25 protein-coding genes are annotated in these 23,700 nt (G+C 38.1%); 13 read left to right on the forward strand and 12 right to left on the reverse strand.

Annotated elements, in window-relative coordinates; translation table 11 throughout:
* Positions 1 to 462 precede the first annotated feature (462 nt).
* Entirely contained in the window at positions 463 to 849 is a 387-nt protein-coding gene (locus tag AC1ECF_RS16445; RefSeq protein WP_480390513.1) for a hypothetical protein, read from the forward strand.
* Between the two features lie 141 nt (positions 850 to 990).
* On the opposite strand, the gene AC1ECF_RS16450 is transcribed toward AC1ECF_RS16445, so the two are convergent.
* The gene (locus AC1ECF_RS16450; protein ID WP_480390514.1) at positions 991 to 1,851 is read right to left on the reverse strand and encodes a pirin family protein; all 861 of its coding nucleotides are present in this window, start codon (positions 1,849 to 1,851) and stop codon (positions 991 to 993) included.
* A 111-nt stretch (positions 1,852 to 1,962) separates the two neighbouring features.
* Here AC1ECF_RS16450 and AC1ECF_RS16455 point away from each other — a divergent pair, with 111 nt between their 5' ends.
* Positions 1,963 to 3,240 (forward strand): alpha/beta hydrolase, encoded by a 1,278-nt coding sequence (locus AC1ECF_RS16455; protein ID WP_480390515.1) that lies wholly within the window; start codon positions 1,963 to 1,965, stop codon positions 3,238 to 3,240.
* Between the two features lie 2 nt (positions 3,241 to 3,242).
* On the opposite strand, the gene AC1ECF_RS16460 is transcribed toward AC1ECF_RS16455, so the two are convergent.
* Together AC1ECF_RS16460 and AC1ECF_RS16465 are read right to left on the reverse strand one after the other, a co-directional pair.
* On the reverse strand, positions 3,243 to 4,175 hold the full coding sequence (locus tag AC1ECF_RS16460) for an EamA family transporter (RefSeq protein ID WP_480390516.1): 933 nt from the start codon (positions 4,173 to 4,175) through the stop codon (positions 3,243 to 3,245).
* A 3-nt stretch (positions 4,176 to 4,178) separates the two neighbouring features.
* A complete protein-coding gene (locus AC1ECF_RS16465; protein ID WP_480390517.1) occupies positions 4,179 to 4,760 on the reverse strand; it encodes a GNAT family N-acetyltransferase in 582 nt (193 codons plus the stop codon).
* A 93-nt stretch (positions 4,761 to 4,853) separates the two neighbouring features.
* Between AC1ECF_RS16465 and AC1ECF_RS16470 the strand changes: the two genes are divergently transcribed.
* From AC1ECF_RS16470 to AC1ECF_RS16500, 7 genes are all read left to right on the forward strand, one after another.
* A complete protein-coding gene (locus AC1ECF_RS16470; protein ID WP_480390518.1) occupies positions 4,854 to 5,066 on the forward strand; it encodes a PLDc N-terminal domain-containing protein in 213 nt (70 codons plus the stop codon).
* Positions 5,063 to 5,818 carry an ABC transporter ATP-binding protein gene (locus tag AC1ECF_RS16475; protein WP_480390519.1) on the forward strand — a complete coding sequence of 252 codons (756 nt, stop codon included), beginning with the start codon at positions 5,063 to 5,065 and terminating at the stop codon, positions 5,816 to 5,818. The genes AC1ECF_RS16470 and AC1ECF_RS16475 overlap by 4 nt, the downstream gene beginning before the upstream one ends.
* A complete protein-coding gene (locus AC1ECF_RS16480) occupies positions 5,796 to 5,969 on the forward strand; it encodes an ATP-binding protein DrrA1-3 family domain-containing protein (protein ID WP_480390520.1) in 174 nt (57 codons plus the stop codon). The genes AC1ECF_RS16475 and AC1ECF_RS16480 overlap by 23 nt, the downstream gene beginning before the upstream one ends.
* A complete protein-coding gene (locus AC1ECF_RS16485; RefSeq protein WP_480390521.1) occupies positions 5,966 to 6,748 on the forward strand; it encodes an ABC transporter permease in 783 nt (260 codons plus the stop codon). Before AC1ECF_RS16480 ends, AC1ECF_RS16485 begins: the two co-directional genes overlap by 4 nt.
* Positions 6,749 to 6,766: 18 nt before the next feature.
* Positions 6,767 to 7,471, forward strand: coding sequence for a CBS domain-containing protein (locus AC1ECF_RS16490; protein ID WP_480390522.1), 705 nt, complete (start codon positions 6,767 to 6,769; stop codon positions 7,469 to 7,471).
* Positions 7,472 to 7,554: 83 nt separating this feature from the next.
* Positions 7,555 to 7,818 carry a hypothetical protein gene (locus AC1ECF_RS16495; protein WP_480390523.1) on the forward strand — a complete coding sequence of 88 codons (264 nt, stop codon included), beginning with the start codon at positions 7,555 to 7,557 and terminating at the stop codon, positions 7,816 to 7,818.
* Positions 7,819 to 7,927: 109 nt separating this feature from the next.
* Entirely contained in the window at positions 7,928 to 8,725 is a 798-nt protein-coding gene (locus AC1ECF_RS16500) for a metallophosphoesterase (RefSeq protein WP_480390524.1), read from the forward strand.
* A 137-nt stretch (positions 8,726 to 8,862) separates the two neighbouring features.
* On the opposite strand, the gene AC1ECF_RS16505 is transcribed toward AC1ECF_RS16500, so the two are convergent.
* The 5 genes from AC1ECF_RS16505 to putP form a co-directional block, all read right to left on the reverse strand.
* Positions 8,863 to 9,438 carry a hypothetical protein gene (locus tag AC1ECF_RS16505; protein WP_480390525.1) on the reverse strand — a complete coding sequence of 192 codons (576 nt, stop codon included), beginning with the start codon at positions 9,436 to 9,438 and terminating at the stop codon, positions 8,863 to 8,865.
* 85 nt (positions 9,439 to 9,523) lie between these two features.
* Positions 9,524 to 10,126, reverse strand: coding sequence for a response regulator (locus AC1ECF_RS16510; protein WP_480390526.1), 603 nt, complete (start codon positions 10,124 to 10,126; stop codon positions 9,524 to 9,526).
* Positions 10,123 to 11,256 (reverse strand): sensor histidine kinase, encoded by a 1,134-nt coding sequence (locus AC1ECF_RS16515; protein ID WP_480390527.1) that lies wholly within the window; start codon positions 11,254 to 11,256, stop codon positions 10,123 to 10,125. The genes AC1ECF_RS16510 and AC1ECF_RS16515 overlap by 4 nt, the downstream gene beginning before the upstream one ends.
* 88 nt (positions 11,257 to 11,344) lie before the next feature.
* Complete coding sequence (desA, locus tag AC1ECF_RS16520) at positions 11,345 to 12,361, reverse strand: Delta(5) desaturase DesA (RefSeq protein WP_480390528.1); 1,017 nt, start codon at positions 12,359 to 12,361, stop codon at positions 11,345 to 11,347.
* 318 nt (positions 12,362 to 12,679) lie between these two features.
* On the reverse strand, positions 12,680 to 14,164 hold the full coding sequence (gene putP, locus AC1ECF_RS16525; RefSeq protein ID WP_480390529.1) for a sodium/proline symporter PutP: 1,485 nt from the start codon (positions 14,162 to 14,164) through the stop codon (positions 12,680 to 12,682).
* 249 nt (positions 14,165 to 14,413) lie between these two features.
* Between putP and AC1ECF_RS16530 the strand changes: the two genes are divergently transcribed.
* The 3 genes from AC1ECF_RS16530 to AC1ECF_RS16540 are packed head-to-tail and all read left to right on the forward strand — an operon-like array spanning position 14,414 to position 19,175.
* Complete coding sequence (locus AC1ECF_RS16530; RefSeq protein ID WP_480390530.1) at positions 14,414 to 15,577, forward strand: exonuclease SbcCD subunit D; 1,164 nt, start codon at positions 14,414 to 14,416, stop codon at positions 15,575 to 15,577.
* Positions 15,574 to 18,654: an AAA family ATPase gene (locus tag AC1ECF_RS16535; protein WP_480390531.1), complete on the forward strand. Its 3,081-nt coding sequence runs from the start codon at positions 15,574 to 15,576 to the stop codon at positions 18,652 to 18,654. The genes AC1ECF_RS16530 and AC1ECF_RS16535 overlap by 4 nt, the downstream gene beginning before the upstream one ends.
* Positions 18,655 to 18,665: 11 nt before the next feature.
* Positions 18,666 to 19,175 (forward strand): nucleoside deaminase, encoded by a 510-nt coding sequence (locus AC1ECF_RS16540; RefSeq protein ID WP_480390532.1) that lies wholly within the window; start codon positions 18,666 to 18,668, stop codon positions 19,173 to 19,175.
* A 147-nt stretch (positions 19,176 to 19,322) separates the two neighbouring features.
* On the opposite strand, the gene AC1ECF_RS16545 is transcribed toward AC1ECF_RS16540, so the two are convergent.
* The 4 genes from AC1ECF_RS16545 to AC1ECF_RS16560 form a co-directional block, all read right to left on the reverse strand.
* Entirely contained in the window at positions 19,323 to 20,018 is a 696-nt protein-coding gene (locus AC1ECF_RS16545; RefSeq protein WP_480390533.1) for an ABC transporter permease, read from the reverse strand.
* The gene (locus AC1ECF_RS16550) at positions 20,011 to 20,934 is read right to left on the reverse strand and encodes an ABC transporter ATP-binding protein (RefSeq protein WP_480390534.1); all 924 of its coding nucleotides are present in this window, start codon (positions 20,932 to 20,934) and stop codon (positions 20,011 to 20,013) included. Before AC1ECF_RS16550 ends, AC1ECF_RS16545 begins: the two co-directional genes overlap by 8 nt.
* Positions 20,935 to 21,028: 94 nt before the next feature.
* Positions 21,029 to 21,964, reverse strand: coding sequence for a sensor histidine kinase (locus AC1ECF_RS16555; RefSeq protein WP_480390535.1), 936 nt, complete (start codon positions 21,962 to 21,964; stop codon positions 21,029 to 21,031).
* 1 nt (position 21,965) lies between these two features.
* Entirely contained in the window at positions 21,966 to 22,661 is a 696-nt protein-coding gene (locus AC1ECF_RS16560; RefSeq protein ID WP_480390536.1) for a response regulator transcription factor, read from the reverse strand.
* A gap of 216 nt (positions 22,662 to 22,877) precedes the next feature.
* On the opposite strand from AC1ECF_RS16560, the gene AC1ECF_RS16565 reads away from it, so the two are divergent.
* Positions 22,878 to 23,699 carry an ABC transporter permease gene (locus tag AC1ECF_RS16565; protein ID WP_480390537.1) on the forward strand — a complete coding sequence of 274 codons (822 nt, stop codon included), beginning with the start codon at positions 22,878 to 22,880 and terminating at the stop codon, positions 23,697 to 23,699.
* Position 23,700: the final 1 nt, after the last annotated feature.

Here is a 23,700-nt window from a genome sequence, read left to right on the forward strand (position 1 = left end):
CCTGTGAGAGTAGGACGTCGCTAGGCAACAGCAAGGCCGTCACCGAGTCAAATCGGTGGCGGTCTTTTTCTATTGGTAAAAATATCTATGAAAAGGGGAGAAATATTGCTGGTCTATCTGATAGGGTCATTTGGGGCCATGGGTTTATTCTCATTCACGGGTGAAATACTCTCGGATAGGTGGTGGTTACTCTCGTTTAGCCGCTGTTTACTCTCAGTTAGACTAGGTTTATTCTCGTTCTGCAGGAATACTCTCGTTCGGGAGCATTTACTCTCGGATGTCCCCAATTAACTCTCGATTATCCAAGACCTATTAAATCCACTTCAATGAAACATATTATGCAATAGTTTCTCATATGCTCCAGTAGTCTTCTTACTATTTTTTTAGAAATAGTTTAGTTTTAGTTGAGCTTCTTTATATATAATTACATAGTAAGAAAAAATTAACTGTGGAGGTGTTGTTGTGCAACAGAAGTGGAGTATAAGATTAATACGAGCAGGGGCAATCTTCGGCTTGATAGGTACATACATAGGATCTCATATGGCAGGGGCTGGCTCATATGCTTGGAGACCAATTCATGCCCATATCTTGTTAGTAGGCTGGCTTTCTTTATTTGTGTATGGGCTGTTTTATAAAATGTATAAAATAAAATCTCCCAAATTAGTAGCATTTCATGGATGGACAGCTTTATTAGGAGCAATTGGTCTACCAGCAGGCATGTATCTGCAGTTTATGCAGCCGTTTAATTTGAATGAAACCTTTGCATTGGTTTGTTATATTGTCGGAGGATCACTCCTCTTATTAAGCTTTGTAGTATTTGTATTTGTCACCTATAAGATAGAAAAATAAAATCAGCTGACTTACGAACGTCAGCTGATTTTTTCTTTTAAATTTTATAGTCGTGTGGTTCCTTACGTGTTCTTCAAATCGGATTAATAGCTACCTGGGGGTTCCCGCAATGCTTGTTAGACAAAGGCATATAGCCTTTTATTATCTGGCCGGTGGTCCAAATTTACCTTGCTGAAAATCTAAGTAGGCTTGTTCTATTTCCTCACGAGTGTTCATGACAAAAGGACCTCCTGCAACAAGCTCTTCTTTGATTGGGATTCCTGAATATACTAAGACCTTGGCTCTTGTGTTAGCTTTTATAAATAGTTCACTTGGCTTGTCTTCGCTTCCGTCCTCATTAAAAGTAAGGGTAGCGACATGAGTTTTCTCTAGCACTGTGTTGTTATCCCCAAAGGTTAGTTCACCAGCTAGAACATATAAAAAAGCATTGTGGTTTTCGGGTAAGATATGTGTATAAGAGACTCCCTTCGCTAGACTAATTTCTGTCATGGTTATGGGAACTAGACTTTTCATTGGTCCTTCTACACCGGCAATTTTCCCAGAATACACTCGGAGCTGTCCACCATCTAGTTGAACCGTCGGCGCATCCTCCTTATATATATCCTGATAAGTGGTAGGAGTATTCTTTAGTGTTTTAGGTAGGTTTAACCAAAGCTGCAAAGTATGAATCAAATCATCGGCTACTGCTTCCTCTGCATGCCTAGCAGCCCACCCTGCATTCATGTACTGGACATCTCCCGCGTCTAGGATAGAGTGTCCTCCTGCATTATCTATATGCTCTAATCTACCATCTACTACATAAGTAATTGTTTGAAAGCCTCGATGTGGATGATCGGAAAAAGTGCCTCGTTTAAACCAATCCTCTGCCATAAGGATAAAAGGATCAAAGTCTCTCCATTTTTGTGGAGGAAGTACCCATCCTTGTTGTACATGTGGATATCCGTGATTATTATAGGTTACAGCCCAGTGCTCTTTTATTTCACGCGAGAAACTCATCGTCATATCTCCTTTATTATTGATAACTACATCATAAAGAAAGACTAACTTAATGAAAATAAATATGCTTACAAATTACCAATTCTGTTATAATATACATATAACAGGAGGGGTTCTATGGTTAAAAAGAATTTTTTATGGATGATGTTTGTATCACTGATCAGTTTTTTTCTATTAGTAGGCTGTAGTAAGAAGGAGGAAAAAGTTCAGACGTTGAAAGATATTCAAGGTACTTGGGAGGGATCTATCCATGTTCCTAATCAACCTCTAGCAATTAATATTCAGTTTACAGAAGCAGAGGGGACAATAGACATCCCCATTCAAGGGATAAGTCAGTATTCCTTATCTAATATACTATATGAGGAGCCTTCGATTGATTTTGAAATGAATATACAGGGACAGAAGCTTACCTTTGAAGGAAACCACACGGAGGATAAGATTGCGGGCACTTTTACGCAGAATGGTCAATCTTTTCCTTTTGAATTAACAAGATATGACGAAGAAAATCTAGTGTTAGAGGAAATATCAATAACTGATGGGGATATAAAGGGACAGATTGAGTTACCTGAAGGTGAAGGACCATTCCCGGTTATGGTTATTCATGCTGGTTCCGGGTCGACTGATAGAGACGGAAATTCGATTGCAATGGGTGGTAAGAATAATAGTTTGAAGATGCTTGCAGAAGGGCTTGCAGAAGAGGGTATTGCAAGTATCCGCTACGATAAAAGAGGAGTAGGGATGAATGCCTCCCTTGTGATAAAGGAAGAAGAGCTTCAATTGGACGACTATATTAATGATTTGAATGCCTGGTTACAGTTTGCAAAAGAAGATAACAGATTTTCTAGTGTAGGGATAATTGGTCACAGTGAAGGATCATTAATTGGAATGGCTGCTGGACAAAAAGAGGCAGATTTGTTTATCTCGCTTGCTGGTCCTGGTCGACCGATGGATGAAATTTTACAGCAGCAGCTAAAAGACCAGCTTCCAGTGAATCTTTTGGAGGAATCTAATAAAATCCTGGAGAATCTAAAGCAGGGAAAACACGTAGAACAGGTTAGCCCTGATTTATCTAGTCTATTCCGTCCATCTGTACAGCCTTACTTGATTTCTTTATTGAAGTATGATCCAACTAACTTAATAGCTACTATGGAGATACCAGTCTTGATTATTAATGGAGATCGGGATATTCAAGTTTCTACAGAGGACGCTGCACTCTTAAAGAAAGCTAATCCAGATTCAGAGCTTACCATCGTTCCAAGCATGAATCATGTGTTAAAAGAGGCACCAGTTGATAGAGAAGGAAATATTGCCACTTATGCAAATCCAGATCTTCCATTGGCAGATACCTTACTAGAGACTATTGTGACATTTATTAAGAAAACAGAAAAACGCTGAACTTAAGTTTGTTCAGCGTTTTTTAGAGACTTAACAGCTCTAGGAGACTGTTTAGAGTTTCTACGAATATCTGCGTAGGTTGGTATAAACATACCCAATAAGATAATGACTATTCCAACTACCTGTAAAATAGTTAGTGATTCACTTAGCACAAGGACGGAAACGATGACCGCCACAGGTAGCTCCATTGCACTTAAAATGGAGGAAACAGCCCCTCCTACTTTTGGGACAGCAATTACAAAAAGATATATAGGAATAATAATTCCTAACAGACCAAGTCCAAGTCCATAGAATAATAAGGATTCCGTAAATAGCTTTCCGTTCCACATAATTTCTGGGCTTTGGAAAATGGCAATCATGACTGCTGCAATGAATGAAACAAACAACAGACGAGTAGTTGTATTCATTCCTTTGACCTGTTTCGTATTAACTGTCATATTAAGTGAGAAAGAAAGAGCAGCTGCTAAACCATAAACCCAGCCCTTCCAGCTGATGCTACTTAAGTCTACGTCAAGAACACCTGCAGCAAGAATTGTACCAATGAATAAAACGACTAAAGATATCGTCTCAGGACGAGAAGGCAATCTCTTTTTTAAAATACAATCTATTAAAGTACCAATCCAAGTGAATTGGAATAGCATCACTACCGCTAAAGATGCTGGTAGATAAATTAACGCTTGTCCATATACAATCCCTGTAGTGGCGGTAAAAATACCAGCTAGCAGCACAATTTTAAAGCCACCATGAAAACTGGGTAACTTTCTTTGTGTAATAAGATAAATAACTAAGGCTAATAAAAATCCAACTATATATTGACTTGCTACAGCTTCTGAAGCTGTGTAACCTGCTGCAATCGCAAGTTTTACCATTGTAGAAAGTGTTCCATAGCTGCTTGCAGCGATTACAACCATTAAAGGGTAAATCCAAACTTTCATCTCTTACTTCTCCTTCAAGTGTATCTCCTTCACCATATGATGGAAAGGTTCACCAATAATTGTCCAAGGAATTACAATATCAAATCCTAGCCGATTATACAAGCGAATTGCTTCCTCTTTTTGTAACTCGACGTTTAAGGATAGCTTTTCTCCTCCAAATTCACGGGTTAGTTTTTCGGCAAAATGAATCAGCTTTGTACCGATTCCAAGGCCCCTATAAGAAGGGTCCACCACCACTGTATCTATGTACCATTCGCCAGGAAGAGTTTCTTTATCAATCTTTATAGGCTGTCCTACCTTTTCAGTTAGATACTTCTCTAAATTGGCGTCTAAAAGTTTTGCCTGTGCATCAGAATAAAAGACAAGCACACCTGCAATACTACCATCTAACTCTGCAATATAAGTGTATAGATAGGAATGCCGATTATCAGTGCGTTGAAAAAGATGAATGAACTCTTCATTTATATGGCTTTTTTCCTGCTCACCTGTCATTTGCATTGCAATATCACCAATTGCTTCAATGATTAATGGAACAGCAACAGGTGCATCTTCTTTTGTTGCTTTTCGAATAAGAATTTTTGTCATAATGCCACCTCCAAATTTTTATTATAACAAAGTTTTTGAAACCTATCTGTTATACTATCCGTATAATAGATAACTAATTTAAGGAGTGATTAGATGAATGTAGAAACATTTGATTTTAGTTCTATACCTTGGGGGCTCATTTTACCGATTATTGTAATCCAGTTGATATTACTAGCTATTGCAATAATAGACCTTATTAGAATACCTTCTACTAACGGTCCTAAATGGCTATGGGCGCTAATTATACTATTCATCAATATAATAGGACCCGTACTATATTTCATCGTAGGGAGAAGAAACGAATGAGCCAAGAACTATTACGAGTAAACAATCTATCCAAGAAATATGGGGATCATCATGCTGTGCAAGGGATTTCATTTGCTTTAGAAAAGAATAGCTCGACTGCTTTAATTGGTCCAAATGGTGCTGGGAAGACTACCACCCTATCTATGCTAGCTGGTCTCTTAAAGCCTAGCAGTGGGAATATCACTATTCATGGAATAGATAAACCCGATATGAGGATGGATATAGGCTTTTTACCCCAATATCCACAGTTTTATTCCTGGTTAAGTGCAATTGAATACACAGAGATGGCAGCGAGGCTTAATGGAGTGGAAACAAAGAAGGCAAGAGAGCTTGCAGACAAAACGTTGGATTTTGTTGGATTAGGAGAATCGAAAAAGAAAAAGACGGGGACCTTCTCAGGAGGAATGAAACAACGTTTAGGCTTAGCGCAGGCGATTGTCCATAAGCCGTCTTTGCTGCTTTTAGATGAACCGATTTCTGCTTTAGATCCACTAGGAAGAAGGGAAATCTTGAATCTTTTGAAGGAACTCCAACAAACTACAACTATTTTATATTCCACTCATATTCTTAACGATGCAGAGGAAATGACCGATCAGTTGTTATTTCTGCAGAAAGGACGCCTAGTCGAAGTTGGATCGCTAAGAAGTATTCGTGAAAAGTATGCAAACTCCTCCTTCCGTCTACGTTTTGTTAGCTCAGAGGAAGCATTAAGATACGAAAAGCTCTACAATGGTGAAATTTACACGAAATAATGATGTTGTAACCATTCCAGTCAACGAGGACTATCCAAGTATGCAGCATGTATTAAGCACCCTTACAACGCAAAATTGGGGGATTTTAAAGGTAGAAAAATCTTCAGCTAGTCTGGAGGAAATTTTCTTACAGGTGGTGAACAAAGGATGAATAGTTTTTCTGTTTTATTTCAAAAGGAGTGGCGTGAAAATGTGAGGAACTACAAAATCGTTTGGATTCCTCTTGTGTTTATTCTCTTTGGCATAATGGAGCCTGTAAGTAATTACTATTTGCCTCAAATATTGAATTCAGTTGGCAATTTACCAGAGGGAATGGTTTTTGAATTACCAACTTTAACACCAGAGCAGATTTTAATATCTACTGTCGGCGAATATCAATTTATCGGGTTGCTAGTTGTAACACTTGCGTTTGTGGGTATTATATCAAGGGAAAGAAAAAATGGAACTGCTACATTGCTGTATGTTCGGCCCATATCGTATAAAAGCTATATCGCTAGTAAAACTGTGATAATGATGATTATTGTTATAGGTAGCTTTCTTTTAGGTATTTTCGTAAGCCTTTACTACACCACTATTTTATTTGGAGAAGTAGGGGTTACAGAATTTCTTGGGTTCATAGGGACATACTGTTTGTGGCTATTGTTTGTCATCAGTATTGTAATTTTCAGCAGTGCGGCATTTTCTACAGGGATGGCGACCATGGTTTCCTTGCTTGTCATACTGTTAGGACAATTAGTGGATGCATTACTTGGTACTTACTGGACTATTACTCCTTGGAAGCTTCCTAATTATGCAGGGTATTTATTAAACAGCAGTGTTGATGAAAGTCCTTACATATGGACACTAGTAATAACATCTATTCTTATCCTTCTGTTTTTAATAGGAGCAGTTTACTTTGCAGGAAAGAACAGCTATAAAGCAAAAATTTAAAGAATGTAAGGTGAGAAAATGGCAGAACGTAATTCAGATCGATTTATTACTTCTTATAATCGACTAGATCATAGTATGAGGAAAATTGTTGGCACACAGGAGCACATGTCTTTTTTTCGATTAATTGATTTAGCGAAAAAAAAGAATGCTATTATAAGAAAGTACGAAGCAGACCTACGGGAATATGGAGACTTACGGAATGCCATTGTACACCATCGTACCACATCTGAGTATGCGATAGCAGAACCACATGACGAGGTAGTAGAGAAGATGGAGGAAATAGAGGAGGCTCTTACGAAACCGATAACGGTCTCTCAGATGTTCTCTGTGCAAGTTACTGTTTTTCAGGAAACAGATTCATTAAGCTATGCCTTAAAGGTAATAAAGGATAAAAAATATAACCAGTTCCCTGTTTATAGAGGAAACCAGTTTCTTGGATTAATTACCCCAGTGCGTATTGTTATGTGGATGGCAAGCCAAGCTGAGGCGGAAAGCTTTTCTAGAACTCGTACTACCTTAAAGCAAATATTAGAATATAATCAAACGAGAGAAAATTTTAAGTTTATCCCTGCAGACCTTTCCGTTTATGAGGCATTAGAGACCTTCCAGCACGATATATTAAAAGGAAGAAGACTAGAAGCACTACTGATAACGGAGGATGGAGAACCAAGCGACAAGCTTATCGGGATAGTGACCCCTATTAGTTTAATGAAAATTAAGTAAATTCGACATAATTCCTATACAAATTTTGCCACATATTTTAAAATAGTTTGTGTAACAAATTATTCTAAATAGGGAGTGGGAAAATGGTTAGTGAAACTTATTCTAACCAAGAGGTGAGGACCTCTGGCGAAATGAAAGTAAGTGATTGGCTTCTTACGATGCTAATCCTAGTAGTGCCAATTGTAAACCTAGTAATGCTATTTATTTGGAGTTTTGGTAGTCCTGATCCTAGAAGGAATTTCTCGCGGGCATATCTTATATGGATTGTAATTAGCATGGGAATAGCGCTTATACTTTATACTATTGGAATTATTATAGGTATGTCACTTTCTGGCTATAGCTACTAGACTATTTCCTGGGAAATGCCCTAAATCGATAAAAATCATCCTTATTATTAGTAGGATGATTTTTATCTTTCTAGAAGTGTGTCAGTTAAAGTCGAAAGGGGTGAAATGTATGAAGAAATGGTTGTTAATAATAATCTTGATTGCTGGGTTTCTGTATTTGGATAATAAGTTAATCAGCACTGAGGAATTGACAATAAAGATAAACGGACTACCAAATAGCTTTAATGGAACTAAAATCGTCCATGTTTCTGATTTACATGACGCCACTTTTGGAGAAAAGCAGGAGAGACTAGCGAGTAAGATACAAGCTGCTAATCCAGATTACATATTTATCACAGGCGATCTGATTGATAGTAATCGCTATGAATTGCAAAATAGTTTAGATTTAATAGAGAAAATTGTAGAGTTGGCACCTGTATATTACGTAACCGGGAATCATGAATATGCAACAAATGATATAGAGCGAATAAAAGAAGCGTTAGAAAAACAAGGGGTAAACATTTTATCAAACGAAGAGGTTTGGTTAGAAAAGAATGGAGAGAGAATACGCTTAATTGGAGTCGAAGATCCTCTAAGTGGAACAAGCATAGAAGAAGTATTAAATGAATTCCAGCAAGCTCCAGGGCCGACTCTTTTGCTCTCTCATCGTCCTGAGCTATTCGATGTCTATGTTTCTAAGAACATAGATTTAGTATTTAGTGGACACGCACATGGAGGGCAGTTTCGTATACCTGGTTTAGGCGGACTGGTAGCCCCGGGCCAAGGTTTGTTTCCCAAATATACGTCGGGAGCATATCAGGAAGGGGATACTACGATGGTTGTTAGTAGGGGTTTGGGGAATAGTATTATCCCTATTAGAATATTTAACATGCCGGAAATAGTGGTAGTGACGTTAAGGAAGGACTAACGCGTGGGCTTCGCTCTTTTCCTAAGAGGCAGTGGCTCTCTGCAAATAGTTATACTTGTTTCATTGTATTCTAAGTATAAAAGCACACGATTTCCAATAATTCGTGTGCTTTTATAGCTCTTGGCTCTGTTACATGCTCACTCTGATATATCTTGAATTTCAAAGGTTTCAAGCATGTGATAGAAATTCGCTCCATGACCTTCTGCGGCCTCTAAGAAATATTTCTCCGTGATGACAAAGCTTCCATATTCCCCGTTGCCTATGACATATATATTACTTACAGGACTATCCCAACTTGATACCCCATTCTCTTGGTCAATTCCATGTAGCTTAAACCCTTTCACTGGCTCCAAAATCGACTCTGGTTCACTTACAGAGGAGTAAGCAGCTCTCATTTTGGTTTCAAGCTCTGGTAAAAGTTGCTCAGGAGCAGTGGAAGGGAATTGTTCAATTTTCATAGACACTTCTGGATAACTTGCTTCCAGAGGTTCTTTTGGTACAAGGACGTTTTCTTCTCCCTCGCTCCATTTATATCGCTCTTCATCGATAGTCATTATATAACCAAACTTTTTACCCTCAGCTATATCCTTTTGTTCTTGGGATTTTTCATCATCTGTATTAGAGAATAAATTACCCCATGGAACTAAAAAGAATAATAATATAATACCCAAGATAACCATTACAGATATAGCTAATAAGCTATTCTTTTTCATGTACTTCCCTCCTTTACAAAAAACATACAATTAATTAGACGTCATAAGTCACAAGAAAGCAACAATAATAAGAAAAAAGGGAAAATTATTGCTTAAACCATCCTTTTTCCTTGAATCGCGTAATCGCTTCAATTCGATTTCCTACTCCTAGCTTTTCTAAAATAACGGAAACGTAATTGCGAACAGTACCTGTCGTAATGTAAAGCTCATTGGCGATTTCCTTTGTGTTTTTGCCATTTGCAATTAGCTCCAACACTTGGCTTTCTCTATCTGTTAGAGGATTTTCAGCTTCAAACGCTAAGTCAATAAGCTCTGGAGCATATATCCGGCGACCTTGCATAATTGTGCGGATAGACTCAGCTAATTCTTCGCTTGGGCTATCTTTCAATAGGTATCCATGTATTCCAGCCTTTCTAGCGCGGTCGAAATAACCGGACCTAGCAAAAGTTGTAAGGATAATCACTTTGCAAGGCATATCCTTTATTTCTTCCGCAACGTCCAACCCACTTTTTACTGGCATTTCAATATCCATAATACAAATATCTGGCTCAAGTGATTTTATCATAGAGAGAGCTTCCTCCCCATTACTCGCCATTCCGATGACCTCCATGTCATCCTCTAGATTAAGCAGGGATGCAAGGGCGCCTAGCACCATCCTTTGATCCTCTGCGATTACAATTCGTATCATATTATCCCTCCATTCTTGTTCGCTAAAATGATATTTGGTACACGAATTGTTACTGTGGTCACTTCTTTGGATTTAATTTCTAAAGTACCATTTATAAAGTCTAAACGTTCTTTAATGCCTCTTAGACCGTGTCCTTTTGATAAAACATTTTCTTCCGCTATCCCAACTCCATTGTCTTCTACTCGTAAAACGGTTTCATGGGCTGTTTGGAAGATGGTAATAAAACAAGATGTGGCTTGACTATGCTTGACTACATTAGTGACGGTCTCCTTTAAACACATACTTAGAACATTCTCCGCCAAGGGAGGTATCTTTTCCTTAAGCTTAGCATCAATTTTACTTTCAATGTCAGCTGCTTGGAGAATTTGTGTAACTCTTGCTAACTCCTCGTCTAGCTTATTTACGCGTATCCCTGAGATAAGTTCCCTCACCTCTTTTAATGCTGAGCGGGCAGTGTGGTTTATTTCGAGAATCTCATTTTTAGCCGATTGTGGATCTTTGTCTATTAGACGTGAGGCTAAATCGCTTTTCAGACCGATTAAAGACAATTTTTGTCCTAACGTATCATGTAAGTCACGAGCTATTCTTTCTCTTTCCTCAATAATTATATAGCGAGATATTTTGTTATGAGCATCCTCTAATTGACCCTCCAGTAAATCCTGCTTAAGTCTGTTATAGGTGTGAAATGGTAAAAGTATTACGCCTAATAGACAAATAACAATGTAAGGAAGCTGGTTTAGAAAGTGCCCTGTATCAGTAATAAAACCAAAGATAATGGCAAGAAGTATTCCGACAAAATGAACAGAATAAATGATGAAAAATCTAACTTTACCTTTTATATTACCTATAAAAAATGCGAGGAAAATGGAAAAATATATATAGGCGAATAGATAGGTCATGACGATACTAACTACAATTTCAGCTGCTAAGCATATATAAAAAAGTTTTCCATTTGAAAAAAAGGACAATCGATAAGCAAGTACAAAAAAGAGAGTTAATACTAGGCCTGTAATAATTTCTGCCAAAGAATTAGAACGAAAAATGAAAAAGAAGGGAAAGATTAAAAAGATTATCCAGGCATATATACTCAGCCAAGAATAATTCGGTATTATCTGATACCATTTCGACAATTAGAACACCTCATTGCAATATTTCTTTTATTATAAAACAAAAACCATTCCCTGTTATGCAAAAGGAATGGTTTGTTGGTGTTCGTATTTACAAAGCCTGTTGGGATTGCTTTAATAGAGGTTTGATCTCTTTAAAACTCACAAAGGTTTTGTTCTCTTCATCAAACAAACGAAACTTTAGCGATTGTAGACTTGTACGTAAATTAATAGTAGTAGCCTTTTGTAAAGGTGGAGTAGAGGAATGCGCAGCTTCCAGGTGATAATTAGGTACCCTTGGACTTAGATGATGCACATGATGAAAGCCGATATTCCCTGTTACCCACTGAAGAACTTTAGGAAGCTGATAATACGAGCTGCCTTCTACCGCTGCTTTCACGTAGTCCCATTCAGACTCGTCCTCAAAATAAGAATCCTCAAATTGGTGCTGAACATAGAATAACCAAATGCCTAATGCTCCCGCAGTAAAAAGAACAGTGCCTTGAATGATGGCAAATGCTTGCCAACCGATCAGCCAAATCATGAATGAATAGATAGCTACTACTGATACATTAATAAGATAGGTGTTATATCTCTCTTTCGGCTTCGCATCCTTGCGATTAAAACGGTTATTTAGTAAGAATAAGGATGCAGGTCCTAATCCGAACATAACCAGTGGATTTCTGTATAATCGGTAGCGTAATCGTGTAAAAGGAGTTGCTTCAATATACTCTTGCACCGTCATAAGCCAAATATCTCCGATGCCTCGTTTGTCTAGATTTCCACTAGTGGCATGATGAATAATGTGCTCGCGTTTCCATTTTTCGTAAGCGAATAATGTGATAATACCTGTCAATGTACCAACAATATCATTTGCTTTCTTGTTTTTAAAAAACGAACCATGTGTACAATCATGAAAAATGATAAAAATACGTACTACGAAGCCTGCTGCTATGATGGATAGGCCAACGCTTAGCCAAACAGAAACTTCTAAGCACATATAAGCCAAGAACCAAAGTATAAAAAATGGTGGAATAGTATTAATTAGTTGAATGACGCTTTTTCTTAATTCAGATTTCTCGAAGGGTTTTACATTCTTTCGAAGCTCTAAGGTCTTTTCTCTATTCATTTACTTTCCTCCTGAATGTAATTTAGTAGATTAACCATACCCTACTAGTAGGTCCTAGAAGTAGACATAAACGTCAACAAGATAAGGTGACAAGTGTCATAGAAGGAAAAAAGTTCTAGGTACAATGTCGGCTTTTCATTAAGAGACTAGGAAAATATAGTGAGTGGAGCTTCTTATGTTTTAAAAGATTAGCAAAAATAGCGTTATCATATGACAGGTTCAATAGCGGAAAGCGAGGAACTTGGGGGATCAGATATCAATAAATAAAAAAGCACTTATGATTCTATTAGTAGAATCATAAGTGCTTAGTAGGTAAGATTATTTGCGTTCTATCTTCAGCAAACGAATTGTTTCATCAAACTCTCTTTCGATTTCAGAGTTTGGTTTGTATGTAGCGAGACTTACTAAAACTGTGGCAATTAATGCAAGTACAAAACCTGGCACAATTTCATAGAGTGTTTCTGATAAAATATCATTTGTTCCCCAAATAAGTACCGTAATAGCTCCTACAATCATCCCTGCTAACGCACCAGCCGAAGTGATTTTTCTCCAGTACAAAGTTAAGAGGATAATAGGTCCAAATGCTGCACCAAAGCCAGCCCAAGCAAAGGAGACAAGATTTAAGATAGAAGACTCTGGATTCCAACCGACAATCAGCGCAACAATGGAGACAACTAGCACTGCAAGTCGACCGTAAAGTACATAGGTTTTATCGGATGCATCTGTTTTAATAACTGCTTTGTATAAATCTTCTACAAGCGCTGAAGAAGTAACAATCAGCTGGGAAGAAATTGTACTCATAACAGCCGCTAAAATTGCAGCAAGTATTATCCCGGCAATAAATGGATGGAATATGATCTGACCTAAAGCAATAAACACGGTTTCGGGATTATCTAAAGTTAATCCGTTCTGTTGATAGTAAGCTAATCCAACTAAAGCGGTTGCAATTGCTCCGGCCAGGCTGAGAATCATCCAGCCAATCCCTATTCGACGGGCATTTTTGGTTTCCTTTACCGAGCTGATTGCCATAAAACGAACAATAATATGTGGTTGTCCAAAATACCCTAGTCCCCAAGCTACTGAGGAGATTCCACCGAGTAGAGTAGTTCCTGCAACTAGGCTTAAATGGTTTGGATTTACTTCTTTAATGGAGTCTACAGTTTCTGCAATCCCACCTGTCGCAAAAATACCTACAACCGGAACTGCAATCAGGGCTAAGAACATTAACAAGCCTTGAAGGAAATCTGTATAACTTACAGCAAGAAATCCGCCAAAAAGCGTATAAGCTACTGTCACTGCTGATACAATAATCAGACCAGTATGGTAATCTAAACCAAAGGAGCTCTCAAAGAACACTCCTCCTGCCACCATTCCGGAGGAAACATAAAATGTAAAAAACAAAAGGATAATGATCCCAGAAGCGATGCGTAGTAATCTAGAAGATTGCTTTAATCTACTTTCCAGGTAGCTGGGAATTGTAATTGAATCATTCGATACTTGGGTGTAAACTCGTAAGCGAGGAGCTACAAACAGCCAGTTTAAATAAGCTCCAATCGTAAGTCCGATTGCAATCCAAGCCTCTCCCATTCCGGATAAGTAAATAGCTCCTGGCAGTCCCATAAGAAGCCAACCGGACATATCTGCTGCCCCAGCACTGAGAGCGGTTACAGCAGGACCAAGAGAGCGTCCACCAAGCATGTAATCGGTTAGGTTTACTGTTTTTCGGTAAGAGTACCAACCAATTGCTAGCATGGCAACCATGTAAATGACAATGGCTAATAACTGATAATTTTCTGACGACATAATTTATCAACCTCCTACTCCCATCATACCATCATCACTTATTTTATCGTACCAAAATTAGCAGATTAATATATTTTCGGTTTATTTAGAAATGATAAAATTATCTAATTTTACGGCGCGGAATATTGGGGGACTTGTGAGAAACGAGATTACTGTAGGAGATTTGGAATGCAAAAGGCTAGAATTGAATGAACTCACATAAGCAGGAAGCCACACATTATTTTTACATTGCAAAGGAGGCAATTCTATATGAAAATTTTTCATACTGCAGATTGGCACCTTGGAAAATTAGTACAAGGTGTTTATATGACAGAAGAGCAAGCATACGTCTTAGAGCAATTTATTCAAGAAATAGATAAAGAAAATCCAGATGTAGTGATTATAGCTGGAGATTTATACGATCGAGCAGTCCCTCCGGCGGAAGCGGTTAATTTACTTGATAAAGTATTGGCGGAAATTGTATTAAAGCGTCATATACCTGTATTGAGTATAGCTGGTAACCACGATAGTCCTGGTCGACTGAATTTTGGTAGCGGCTTGATGAAACAAGCAGGCCTCCATATGGTTGGTCAATTAACCAGAGAGATTCCTAAGGTCACGTTGAGGGATGCAGAGGGAGAGGTTCATTTTCACCTTGTACCTTACGCAGATCCTTCCCAAGTACGCTATTTATGGGAGGATGACAGTATTTCTTCCCATCAAGCGGCAATGAAAAAAATAGTAGAAGAAATTGAGTCTAAGATGATGCCTGGAGAGAGACATGTATTTATAGGACATGCTTTTGTTACTCCTCATGGCCGACCAGAGGAAAATACAAGCGATTCAGAACGACCACTCTCTATAGGAGGAGCAGAATATGTGGATGCAGCATTATTCGAGAATTTTCATTACACCGCACTAGGGCATCTACATCAAGCTCATTTTGTATCAAAAGAAACGATTCGATATGCAGGCTCTCCTTTAAAATATTCCATTTCAGAAGAACATCATCAAAAAGGATACTACATCGTAACGCTAGATGGGACCGGTAATACTAAGGTAGAAAAGAGATTACTAAAACCAAGGAAAGATCTGCGTACGGTAGAAGGCTATCTTCAAGATATTTTAAAACAGGAAAAAAATGAAGATTTTATATTTGTAAGGCTATTAGATGAAACACCGATTCTTTCACCTATGGAGCAAATACGAACTGTTTACCCAAACGCGATGCACGTGGAAAGAAAAGTGTTCCAAACAATAAAGAGTATGACAGAAAACAACCAGCCTGCTCGTCAAAAAATGGATGATTTCGGCTTATTTCAAGCCTTCTATGAAGAAGTGAATGGAAAGAAGCCATCCGAGGAAACGAAACAGCTATTTCAAGATATTCTTTCAGAGATGCTGCTAGAAGAAAGAGAGGCTAACTTAAAATGAAGCCAATTGAACTTAAAATGACCGCATTTGGTCCCTATAAAATGACGGAGACAATTCGTTTTGAAGAGTTAAAGGATAATCGTTTATTTGTCATTTCTGGTGCTACAGGAGCCGGAAAGACAACGATATTTGATGGCATTTGCTTCGCACTTTACGGCACCGGCAGTGGAGAGGATCGAAAGGATACCAAAATGATGAGAAGTGATTTTGCTTCAGACGACACGCATACATGTGTGGAGCTAATCTTTGAAGTTAATCAGCGTCGCTATCGTATTCTTCGTCAGCTACCACATATTAAACAAGGGAATAAAAGCGCTACAGGAGAGAAATATGAATTCTTTGAAGTAAAGGAAACGGGAGAGGTTCCCGTGGTTGAAAGGCAAATTGTCTCTGAGATAAATAAAAAGGTAGAGGATATCATTGGATTATCACATGACCAATTTAGCCAAATCGTTATGCTTCCCCAAGGAGAATTTCGAAAGCTGTTAACCTCTTCTACAGAAAACAAGGAAGCAATTTTACGAAAAATATTTAAAACAGAGCCTTATAAAATGATGAGTGAAAAGCTAAAGGAGAAAAAATATGAGGCAGAAAATGAATGGAAAAAGGAAGAGGCAGCACGTCAAAGCTATATTGAACAGATTGTAAGCATTTTTCCTTCTAGAGATTCCTCCATCTTTCAGCTGATTGAAACGAATAGCTTCAATATTCATCAATTGATGGAAGCCTTACGAGAAGAATCTGCCTACTATAGGGAGAAAGAAAAAGTCGACAAGATTGCCTGTGAGGAAGCGTATGAAAATCATTTAGCGAAGCAATCTACCTTTCACCTAGCTAAAAACATAAACGAACGTTTTTATTTATTAGAAGAAAAAGAGCAAAAGCTCGAGCACTTACTCGGTCAGAAAGAGGTCTATGCTGAAAAAGAGGAGCGAGTGAAGCTAGCTGAGGTAGCAAAAACTATTGAACCACTTGAAAATCTATACGTAGAGCTAGATAAAGAAGAAAAAGAGAAAGAACAACGAAAAGAAGAGGCAACTAGAGATCTTGCTTTGATGAAAGATAGTCTGGCAAAAATCACCGAGCAGTATAAGGTAGAGGAAGCAAAGAAGGACCTAAGAGAAAAAAGTGTGGAGCATGTTATTCAGTTAACGGGGTTCCTTCCGGTTTTTGAGGAGCTAGAGTCCATAAAAAATGAGCTAATGCAATACATGGAGCAAGAAAAAGTGCAACAACAAAAGGTAATGCAAATAGAGACGAATTACCAAGCTGTAAAAAGTGCTTGTTCTACCATACAGAGAGATATTGAGAAGCTTGAGCATTCGGTAGACTTATTAGATGAAAAGGCACAAGCGTTAACAAAGCTTCAGCAGCATTATGAATTAATGGAAAGCTACAAAGAACAGGAGGAAATCCTTCAATTTCTAAAGAAAGAAGAGGAGCATCAACGAAAGCTGTTTCTAACAATGCAGGATGAGTATAAGGAGCAGGAAAGAAAGTGGATTAATAGTCAGGCAAGTATTCTAGCCTCCAAGCTGATAGCTGGGGAAGCTTGTCCAGTATGTGGAAGCACGAATCACCAAGGAGCTTCGCCAGTTGTTCATACACATTCGGTAGATGAAGAAAAGCTACAGTCGCTGCGTGAGGAGCTATCTAAGCAAGAATCTAGCTCTCTAGTAGTGGTTGCCAAAATGGAACAGGCTCAAATAACGAAGGAGCATACACTCGAACAATTAGAAGAGCTGCAGCTTTCTGCATCTGAGTTGGAATCAGTGAGACTAGACCTTGAACGACGTACGCAGGAAGTGAACGAGCTACGAGCAGATAAGGAAAAGCTCATGCAAGTAAGAGAGGTATATAAAAGAAAGCTAGAGGAAATACAGCAGCTAGAGAAAGAAAAACAACAGAGAGAATTGGAGCATCGCCAGCTAAAAAGCACTCTCGAGCAAAAAGATGCGGTGTACCGAGCGAAGCAACAGTCTATCCCGCCTGCTATTTCCACGTTGACTGAGCTTAGAAAGTTAATTGCACAAGCAAAAAAAGAAAAAGAAACTTTAGAGGCTGCTTGGGAAGAAGTACAAAGGTGCAGAAAGAAAATAGATGATACTTATACAAAGGCTGATGCGAGGTTGGAGCATCTTACAGCTGCCTTGGAGGAACTCTCTCATAAGAGAGACCGAGCAGAAAAGCATTTTAACGAAGCGATTAATCAAGCTGGCTTTATAGGATTAGAGGCATACCAGAAAGCGAAAATGTCTGCTGAAGAGCGAGTGAGCTTACAAGAAGAATGCAATGAATTTAAACAAATGCTTCATACATTAACGGAGCAAGTAAAGGATGGCAAGAAACAATTAGAAGGTCATGAAAAATTGGACTTAGGTCCTCTAGAAGAAGAGCTGGCTGAACTAAAGGAATCCTATGAACGGAAATTGAAAGAGTATAATAGCTCCACTGAATATGCAAAAGCCGGACAGCAATTGGAAAATAAAATAACAGATACTAGCGAGCGGATTATGGCATTGGAAGAGAGAGTTCATCGAATCGTAGATCTATACGATACGTTAAGAGGACAAAACCCAATGAAGCTTTCCTTTGAGCGTTACATCCAAATAGAGTATTTAGAGCAAATCATTCATGTGGCAAACGAGCGTTTAAGAACACTGTCCAATGGTCAATTTCAGCTCATTCGCAGTGAGCGTCAAGAGACACACGGGAAGCAAAGCGGTCTAGGATTAGATGTGTATGATGCATATACAGGTCAAATTCGAGATGTCAAAACGCTTTCTGGCGGTGAAAAATTTAATGCCTCTCTTTGTTTAGCCTTAGGAATGGCTGATGTGATCCAAGGACACCGTGGAAGTGTGAGAGTAGAAACAATGTTCATTGATGAAGGATTTGGCTCCTTAGACGAGGAATCGCTGAACAAAGCGATTCATACATTAATTGATTTACAGAAGTCTGGAAGAATGATTGGTGTCATTTCCCATGTTGCAGAGCTGAAAGCAGCAATTCCTGCGGTCTTAGAAGTAGAAAAGCTAAAAGAAGGCTACAGCAAAACAAAATTCATCATTAGATAAGGATGGGAACTATGTACACGGACAAGGATCGATATTTCTTAGAGCTAGCTTTAAAGGAGGCAGAGCTTTCTCTCCAGGAAAATACCTATCCAGTGGGAGCTATCATTGTAGATGAAAACGACCAAATTATTGGAAAAGGTCGCAATGGTGTTCATCCTCTGCAAGACATTACTGCCCATGCGGAAATCGTAGCTATGCGAGAAGCCGGGCCAGCCATGTTTGAAGCGAAGATACAAAATAAGAGACTTACTTTATATAGCTCCTTAGAGCCTTGTCCGATGTGCACTGGGGCAATATTATTTGCGAAAATGCAGCGTGTTGTATGGCTGCTAAACGACGACCAGGGATTTGGTGGATATAAAAAAATAAAAGACTCACTCACGTTTGAAAAAAAGTTCTCGAGAATAGAAATGGTAGAAGAGCCCGATCCTGAGCTAAAGGAAAAGCAGCTAGTGTTAATGAGTCAGTGGGAAAACAATCCACAACATATAAAAAATCTACGAAAACAGCTGATTAAATAATCGATATTACTATGCTTGAACAGAAACAAGATCGAAAAACCCTTACGATTCTGGAGGATTCAATCGTAAGGGTTTTCTTATGTCTACAAATTGGAGTTTCCGAATAAGTTTACACTGGATTCTAAAAAGTATAATCGGAAAGGAAAATTACACTTTTATATCCATCCTATCAATATTTCGGATGGAGAGGTATGCAACAGTTAAACCGATTAACGCCAAGGATATAGGAATAATAATTATATCGTTTAAGGAAAATCCGCCAGTATTGTTCGCTACTACCATCACGATAAGAATGGAGGAAATGATTGTAGCGGGAATAGAATATTTCCTCATACCAAAGTAAAGGGGTATCAGAGCCATGCCAGAAGCTGCTACAGCATTCATTAATACACTAATGCCACGCTCTTGAAGTAAGGAGGCTGTTAGTGTATCTGGGATTAGCTGATAGTTTACGCTTATCCAACAGTAGACTGTCGTTATAAACACATTAGAAATAATAATCCATGAGAATGTAAAAATGATAACTATGGCAAGCTTTGCTGCAAGTAATTTTTTTCTGCTTATTGGATACATAAATAAGGTAGTAATTGTTTTATTTTTAAATTCTCCTATTACTAGCTTTGCGATAAGTGCTCCAGCAAAGATGATAAAGGTTGCTCTCACGAGTGTGTCAATAATCCCAAGAACCTCCTGATATGTTGAAAAATCAGTATCTCCTTCAATTTTTGAAATAAAGGCAATAAGGAACATGAATCCGAGAATGACAAGATTAGCTATCACAGCATTGAGTGAATAGGAAGCTAAATTAAATTTTTTCATTTCTAGTTTCATTAGCTTAAACATGTACAGCACCTCCATTGATAAGCTTCAAGAAATAATCCTCTAACGTACTTGTTTTCTTACTAATTGCTCCTATTTCGACATTGTTTTCGTACAACACTTTGGAAATCGTTTGAGGTGAAATAGTAGAATCATATATACGGATACATTGATCGTCTACTACTTTAAAATTAATTAGATGTAACTTATCGCTTAGCAGTAAGGAGGTTTTCTTGATGTCCTGAACGACTAGCTCGATATAATCGGTTTGACTGCGAGTTAATTCTTCAAGAGATATTTCTTGTATCAGCTTTCCGTGGTTGATGACTCCAATAGTATCTGCAATTTGCTCTATTTCTCCTAAAATGTGACTAGAAACAATAATGGTAATGCCAAAATCCTTGCATAGCATACGAAATAATTCCCTCATTTCCTTGATGCCTTGAGGGTCTAGACCATTTATCGGTTCATCAAGGATAAGTAATTCAGGCTTTGTAATGATTGCACGTGCAATACCTAAGCGTTGCTTCATCCCGAGGGAAAATTCTTTTACCCGCTTATTTCCTGTGTTCACTAAACTAACCATCTCTAATACCTGGTCGATTTCTTGTTGGTTATAATAACCCATATAGTCACAGTGAAGCTGAAGAGTTTCCCTTGCAGTCAGCTTGTCATAAAAAATAGGATATTCAATGATGGACCCAATTCTTTTTAAGGTTTCATATGAATGATCAGTTAATTTTTCGCCAAAGATCTCAATTTCTCCATTCGTCGGCTTAATCAGATTGGTCATCATTTTCATGACAGTTGTCTTACCGGCACCATTAGGTCCTAAAAATCCATAAATTTTGCCCTTTTGGACATGCATGTTGATAGAGGAAACGACCTCCTTACCATCAAATACTTTTGTTAGCTGGTTTGTATTCAATATAAACGACATTTTAACCCTCTCCCTCTTCGTTACTATTCTTAGTATAGAAAACGAATCTCTCTTTTTTATTACGCCAATCTTACGAATTTCTTAAGTTCACCTTTTAATAAGTAATTCGTTTCAAGGTAGCTGTGAAGATGGTCTTTTCATGAGGGATACTTCTTAGTTGGATAGAGCCTCCCATTATTTCTAGAAGGCGCTTTGTAATCGTTAGTCCCAATCCGCTGTTCTGGAAGGATTTATTTCTAGAGTCATCCATCGTATACGTTCTCTCAAAAACTCGCTCTATATGATACTCGTCAATTCCTTTTCCGTTATCCCAAACATCTATATAAATATGCGCTTCGTCACTTCTCAATCCTAACCCGATTTTTTTGCCATCTGCCCCATATGTTAACGCGTTAGACAAAAGATTGTTTAGCACTCTATCAATTGCCTCTTCATTCCCTAATGCGTAAAGATCGATTTCTGGTATATCAATTTGAATGTTGATATCCTTGGCTGTTATAAGCTCATAAAAGGATAAAATGTTCTTTCTACATATTTCATTTATATTTACCTTAGAAATTGGGTATTGTTGGTCTCCCGCTTCTATTTTTGCTAAATCAAAAAAAGTATGAATGATTTTTAGTACTTCTTCCGTTTTGGTATGAAGTTTCATAAGTAATTGCTGTCTTTCTTCCTCCTGTAAGGGAGGGGAAATTTCTAGCATCTCAATATAGCCTAATATGACAGTTAAAGGTGTTTTTAAATCGTGAGATACGTTTGAAAGCATTTTTCTCATGGATTCTTCGAGCTGTGTATGCGTTACTAACACTTTTTGTTTTTCAGCTAAGAGCTGATTGATCATCGTTAATAATTGTTGGAGCTCAGCGTGTTCAGTATGTGTTAATATTTTCTCTCCAGAGTTTTCGTGAAGTATCTTCTGAAGCTTTTTATGTGTGTAGGCTATGTTAGAGGTGATTTTTCTTTTTTCTGTATATTGGAAGCAAATAAAAACAAGCAATATGAAAATAATGAAAGAAAGAACGAGTACCATATTAAGACTCCTCCAGCTTATAACCAATACCCCATAAGGTCTTTATATACATTGGGTTAGATGGATCTGGCTCAATTTTTTCTCGAAGTCTTCGCATATGTACGTTAATAATATTTTCATCTCCGTAATATTCATCCTCCCATATTAGCTGATAAATTTGCTGTTTTGTAAAGACACGATTTGGATTGGTAGCAAATAATTTTAAGATCGCAAACTCCTTAGCAGTCAGCTTTACGTTTTCATTTCCTTTTGTCACAGTAAAATTAATAACATCAACTTTGAGATCCCCTATTTCAAGGATATCCTTACTAGCACTTAGCTCCTTAGAGTACTGTGTAGCTCTCCTGATAGCTGCCTTTACTCTTGCAGAAAGCTCAAGTAAAGAAAAAGGCTTCGCAAGATAATCATCTGCCCCTAACCCTAATCCTAAGGCTTTGTCTATGTCACTGTCCTTTGCTGACATAATCAGTATTGGTACAGCACTTTTTTCTCTAATCATTCTTAGCACTTCCAAGCCGCCTATTTTAGGCATCATAATATCGAGGATTATTAAATCGTAAGCTGACTCCTTGTATTGTTTAATTGCATCCTCTCCATTGTTGACGGTATCTACTAGAAAGCCTTCCATTCTTAAATACTTTTCTACCATCTCATATATGGATTCATCATCTTCTACCAATAAAATACGTTTAGGCATTTCCCTCACCTCATTTACAGCATTTACTATTAAGCATATCTAATTATTGGAAATAAATATAGCTGGATGCATATTTTCCTCATGAAACGAGGTTGCTCACTTTATTGATCAACGATCAAGCAAGAAAGCTCTCCTAACACCTATTTCATTGATAGGCAATTACACCCTCACACATTTTGCCTATCCGACATATCTTTTTAGAAAGAGGTGGTGAATATGAGCAAAGAAAATAGAGTCGAAGAATACGACGCCTATGAAACGGAACAGAAGGAATGGAAAAAGCAACAAAGAAAAGAACGGGGTAAACAGTTACTTACCATCACTTCGCCTATACTTATTTTAGCTATTTGGGAGCTATGCTCTCGGACGGGTATTCTGGATATTCGATTTTTTCCGCCTCCGACGGCCATTATATCTACCTTTTTTGACCTAGCAGCTAATGGCACGCTTTGGACACATATTTCGGTTTCTCTCTATCGGATAGCCTGTGGATTCCTATTAGGGGTCATACCAGGAGTTGTTATTGGTCTCCTAATGGGGTTATATTCCCCGATTCGGCATTTTATTTCTCCGATTGTCATGGTGTTTATGCCTATCCCTACGCTAGCATTGCTACCAATCATCATCATTCTGTTTGGAATTGGTGATTTTTCTAAAGTTGTAACGATTGCAGCAAGCGTGTTTTTTCCTGTTGTCATCAATACCGTGGCAGGCGTTTTGAATATTGAGCGAGTACATTTAGACGTAGCAAAAAACTATGGAGCGAGTCCTAAGGATTTTTTCCTGAAAATTGCGTTCCCTGGAGCACTTCCTGTTATGTTAGAGGGAATTCAAATGGGGCAGGCAATCGCTCTTTTAACCATCGTTGCAGCAGAAATGATGGGAGCTACTTCAGGTATTGGTTATTTAATCTGGACCTCTTATAAAGCATTCATGTTAAAAGAAATGTTCGTCGGTTTGGTCCTCATTTCTTTTTTTGGGTTTCTTTTTTCCCTCTGTTTACGTGGGCTTCAAAAGAGAATTGTCCCATGGAGGTGAG

This window comes from Psychrobacillus sp. Z3-81 (assembly GCF_056620325.1).

Coding starts and splice junctions, on each gene's coding strand:
- AC1ECF_RS16450 (WP_480390514.1), bottom strand. CDS start 1,851: ATGACGATGAGTTTCTCGCGTGAAATAAAAGAGCACTGGGCTGTAACC.
- AC1ECF_RS16455 (WP_480390515.1), top strand. CDS start 1,963: ATGGTTAAAAAGAATTTTTTATGGATGATGTTTGTATCACTGATCAGT.
- AC1ECF_RS16460 (WP_480390516.1), bottom strand. CDS start 4,175: ATGAAAGTTTGGATTTACCCTTTAATGGTTGTAATCGCTGCAAGCAGC.
- AC1ECF_RS16465 (WP_480390517.1), bottom strand. CDS start 4,760: ATGACAAAAATTCTTATTCGAAAAGCAACAAAAGAAGATGCACCTGTT.
- AC1ECF_RS16470 (WP_480390518.1), top strand. CDS start 4,854: ATGAATGTAGAAACATTTGATTTTAGTTCTATACCTTGGGGGCTCATT.
- AC1ECF_RS16475 (WP_480390519.1), top strand. CDS start 5,063: ATGAGCCAAGAACTATTACGAGTAAACAATCTATCCAAGAAATATGGG.
- AC1ECF_RS16480 (WP_480390520.1), top strand. CDS start 5,796: ATGGTGAAATTTACACGAAATAATGATGTTGTAACCATTCCAGTCAAC.
- AC1ECF_RS16485 (WP_480390521.1), top strand. CDS start 5,966: ATGAATAGTTTTTCTGTTTTATTTCAAAAGGAGTGGCGTGAAAATGTG.
- AC1ECF_RS16490 (WP_480390522.1), top strand. CDS start 6,767: ATGGCAGAACGTAATTCAGATCGATTTATTACTTCTTATAATCGACTA.
- AC1ECF_RS16495 (WP_480390523.1), top strand. CDS start 7,555: ATGGTTAGTGAAACTTATTCTAACCAAGAGGTGAGGACCTCTGGCGAA.
- AC1ECF_RS16500 (WP_480390524.1), top strand. CDS start 7,928: ATGAAGAAATGGTTGTTAATAATAATCTTGATTGCTGGGTTTCTGTAT.
- AC1ECF_RS16505 (WP_480390525.1), bottom strand. CDS start 9,438: ATGAAAAAGAATAGCTTATTAGCTATATCTGTAATGGTTATCTTGGGT.
- AC1ECF_RS16510 (WP_480390526.1), bottom strand. CDS start 10,126: ATGATACGAATTGTAATCGCAGAGGATCAAAGGATGGTGCTAGGCGCC.
- desA (WP_480390528.1), bottom strand. CDS start 12,361: ATGAATAGAGAAAAGACCTTAGAGCTTCGAAAGAATGTAAAACCCTTC.
- putP (WP_480390529.1), bottom strand. CDS start 14,164: ATGTCGTCAGAAAATTATCAGTTATTAGCCATTGTCATTTACATGGTT.
- AC1ECF_RS16530 (WP_480390530.1), top strand. CDS start 14,414: ATGAAAATTTTTCATACTGCAGATTGGCACCTTGGAAAATTAGTACAA.
- AC1ECF_RS16535 (WP_480390531.1), top strand. CDS start 15,574: ATGAAGCCAATTGAACTTAAAATGACCGCATTTGGTCCCTATAAAATG.
- AC1ECF_RS16540 (WP_480390532.1), top strand. CDS start 18,666: ATGTACACGGACAAGGATCGATATTTCTTAGAGCTAGCTTTAAAGGAG.
- AC1ECF_RS16545 (WP_480390533.1), bottom strand. CDS start 20,018: ATGTTTAAGCTAATGAAACTAGAAATGAAAAAATTTAATTTAGCTTCC.
- AC1ECF_RS16550 (WP_480390534.1), bottom strand. CDS start 20,934: ATGTCGTTTATATTGAATACAAACCAGCTAACAAAAGTATTTGATGGT.
- AC1ECF_RS16555 (WP_480390535.1), bottom strand. CDS start 21,964: ATGGTACTCGTTCTTTCTTTCATTATTTTCATATTGCTTGTTTTTATT.
- AC1ECF_RS16560 (WP_480390536.1), bottom strand. CDS start 22,661: ATGCCTAAACGTATTTTATTGGTAGAAGATGATGAATCCATATATGAG.
- AC1ECF_RS16565 (WP_480390537.1), top strand. CDS start 22,878: ATGAGCAAAGAAAATAGAGTCGAAGAATACGACGCCTATGAAACGGAA.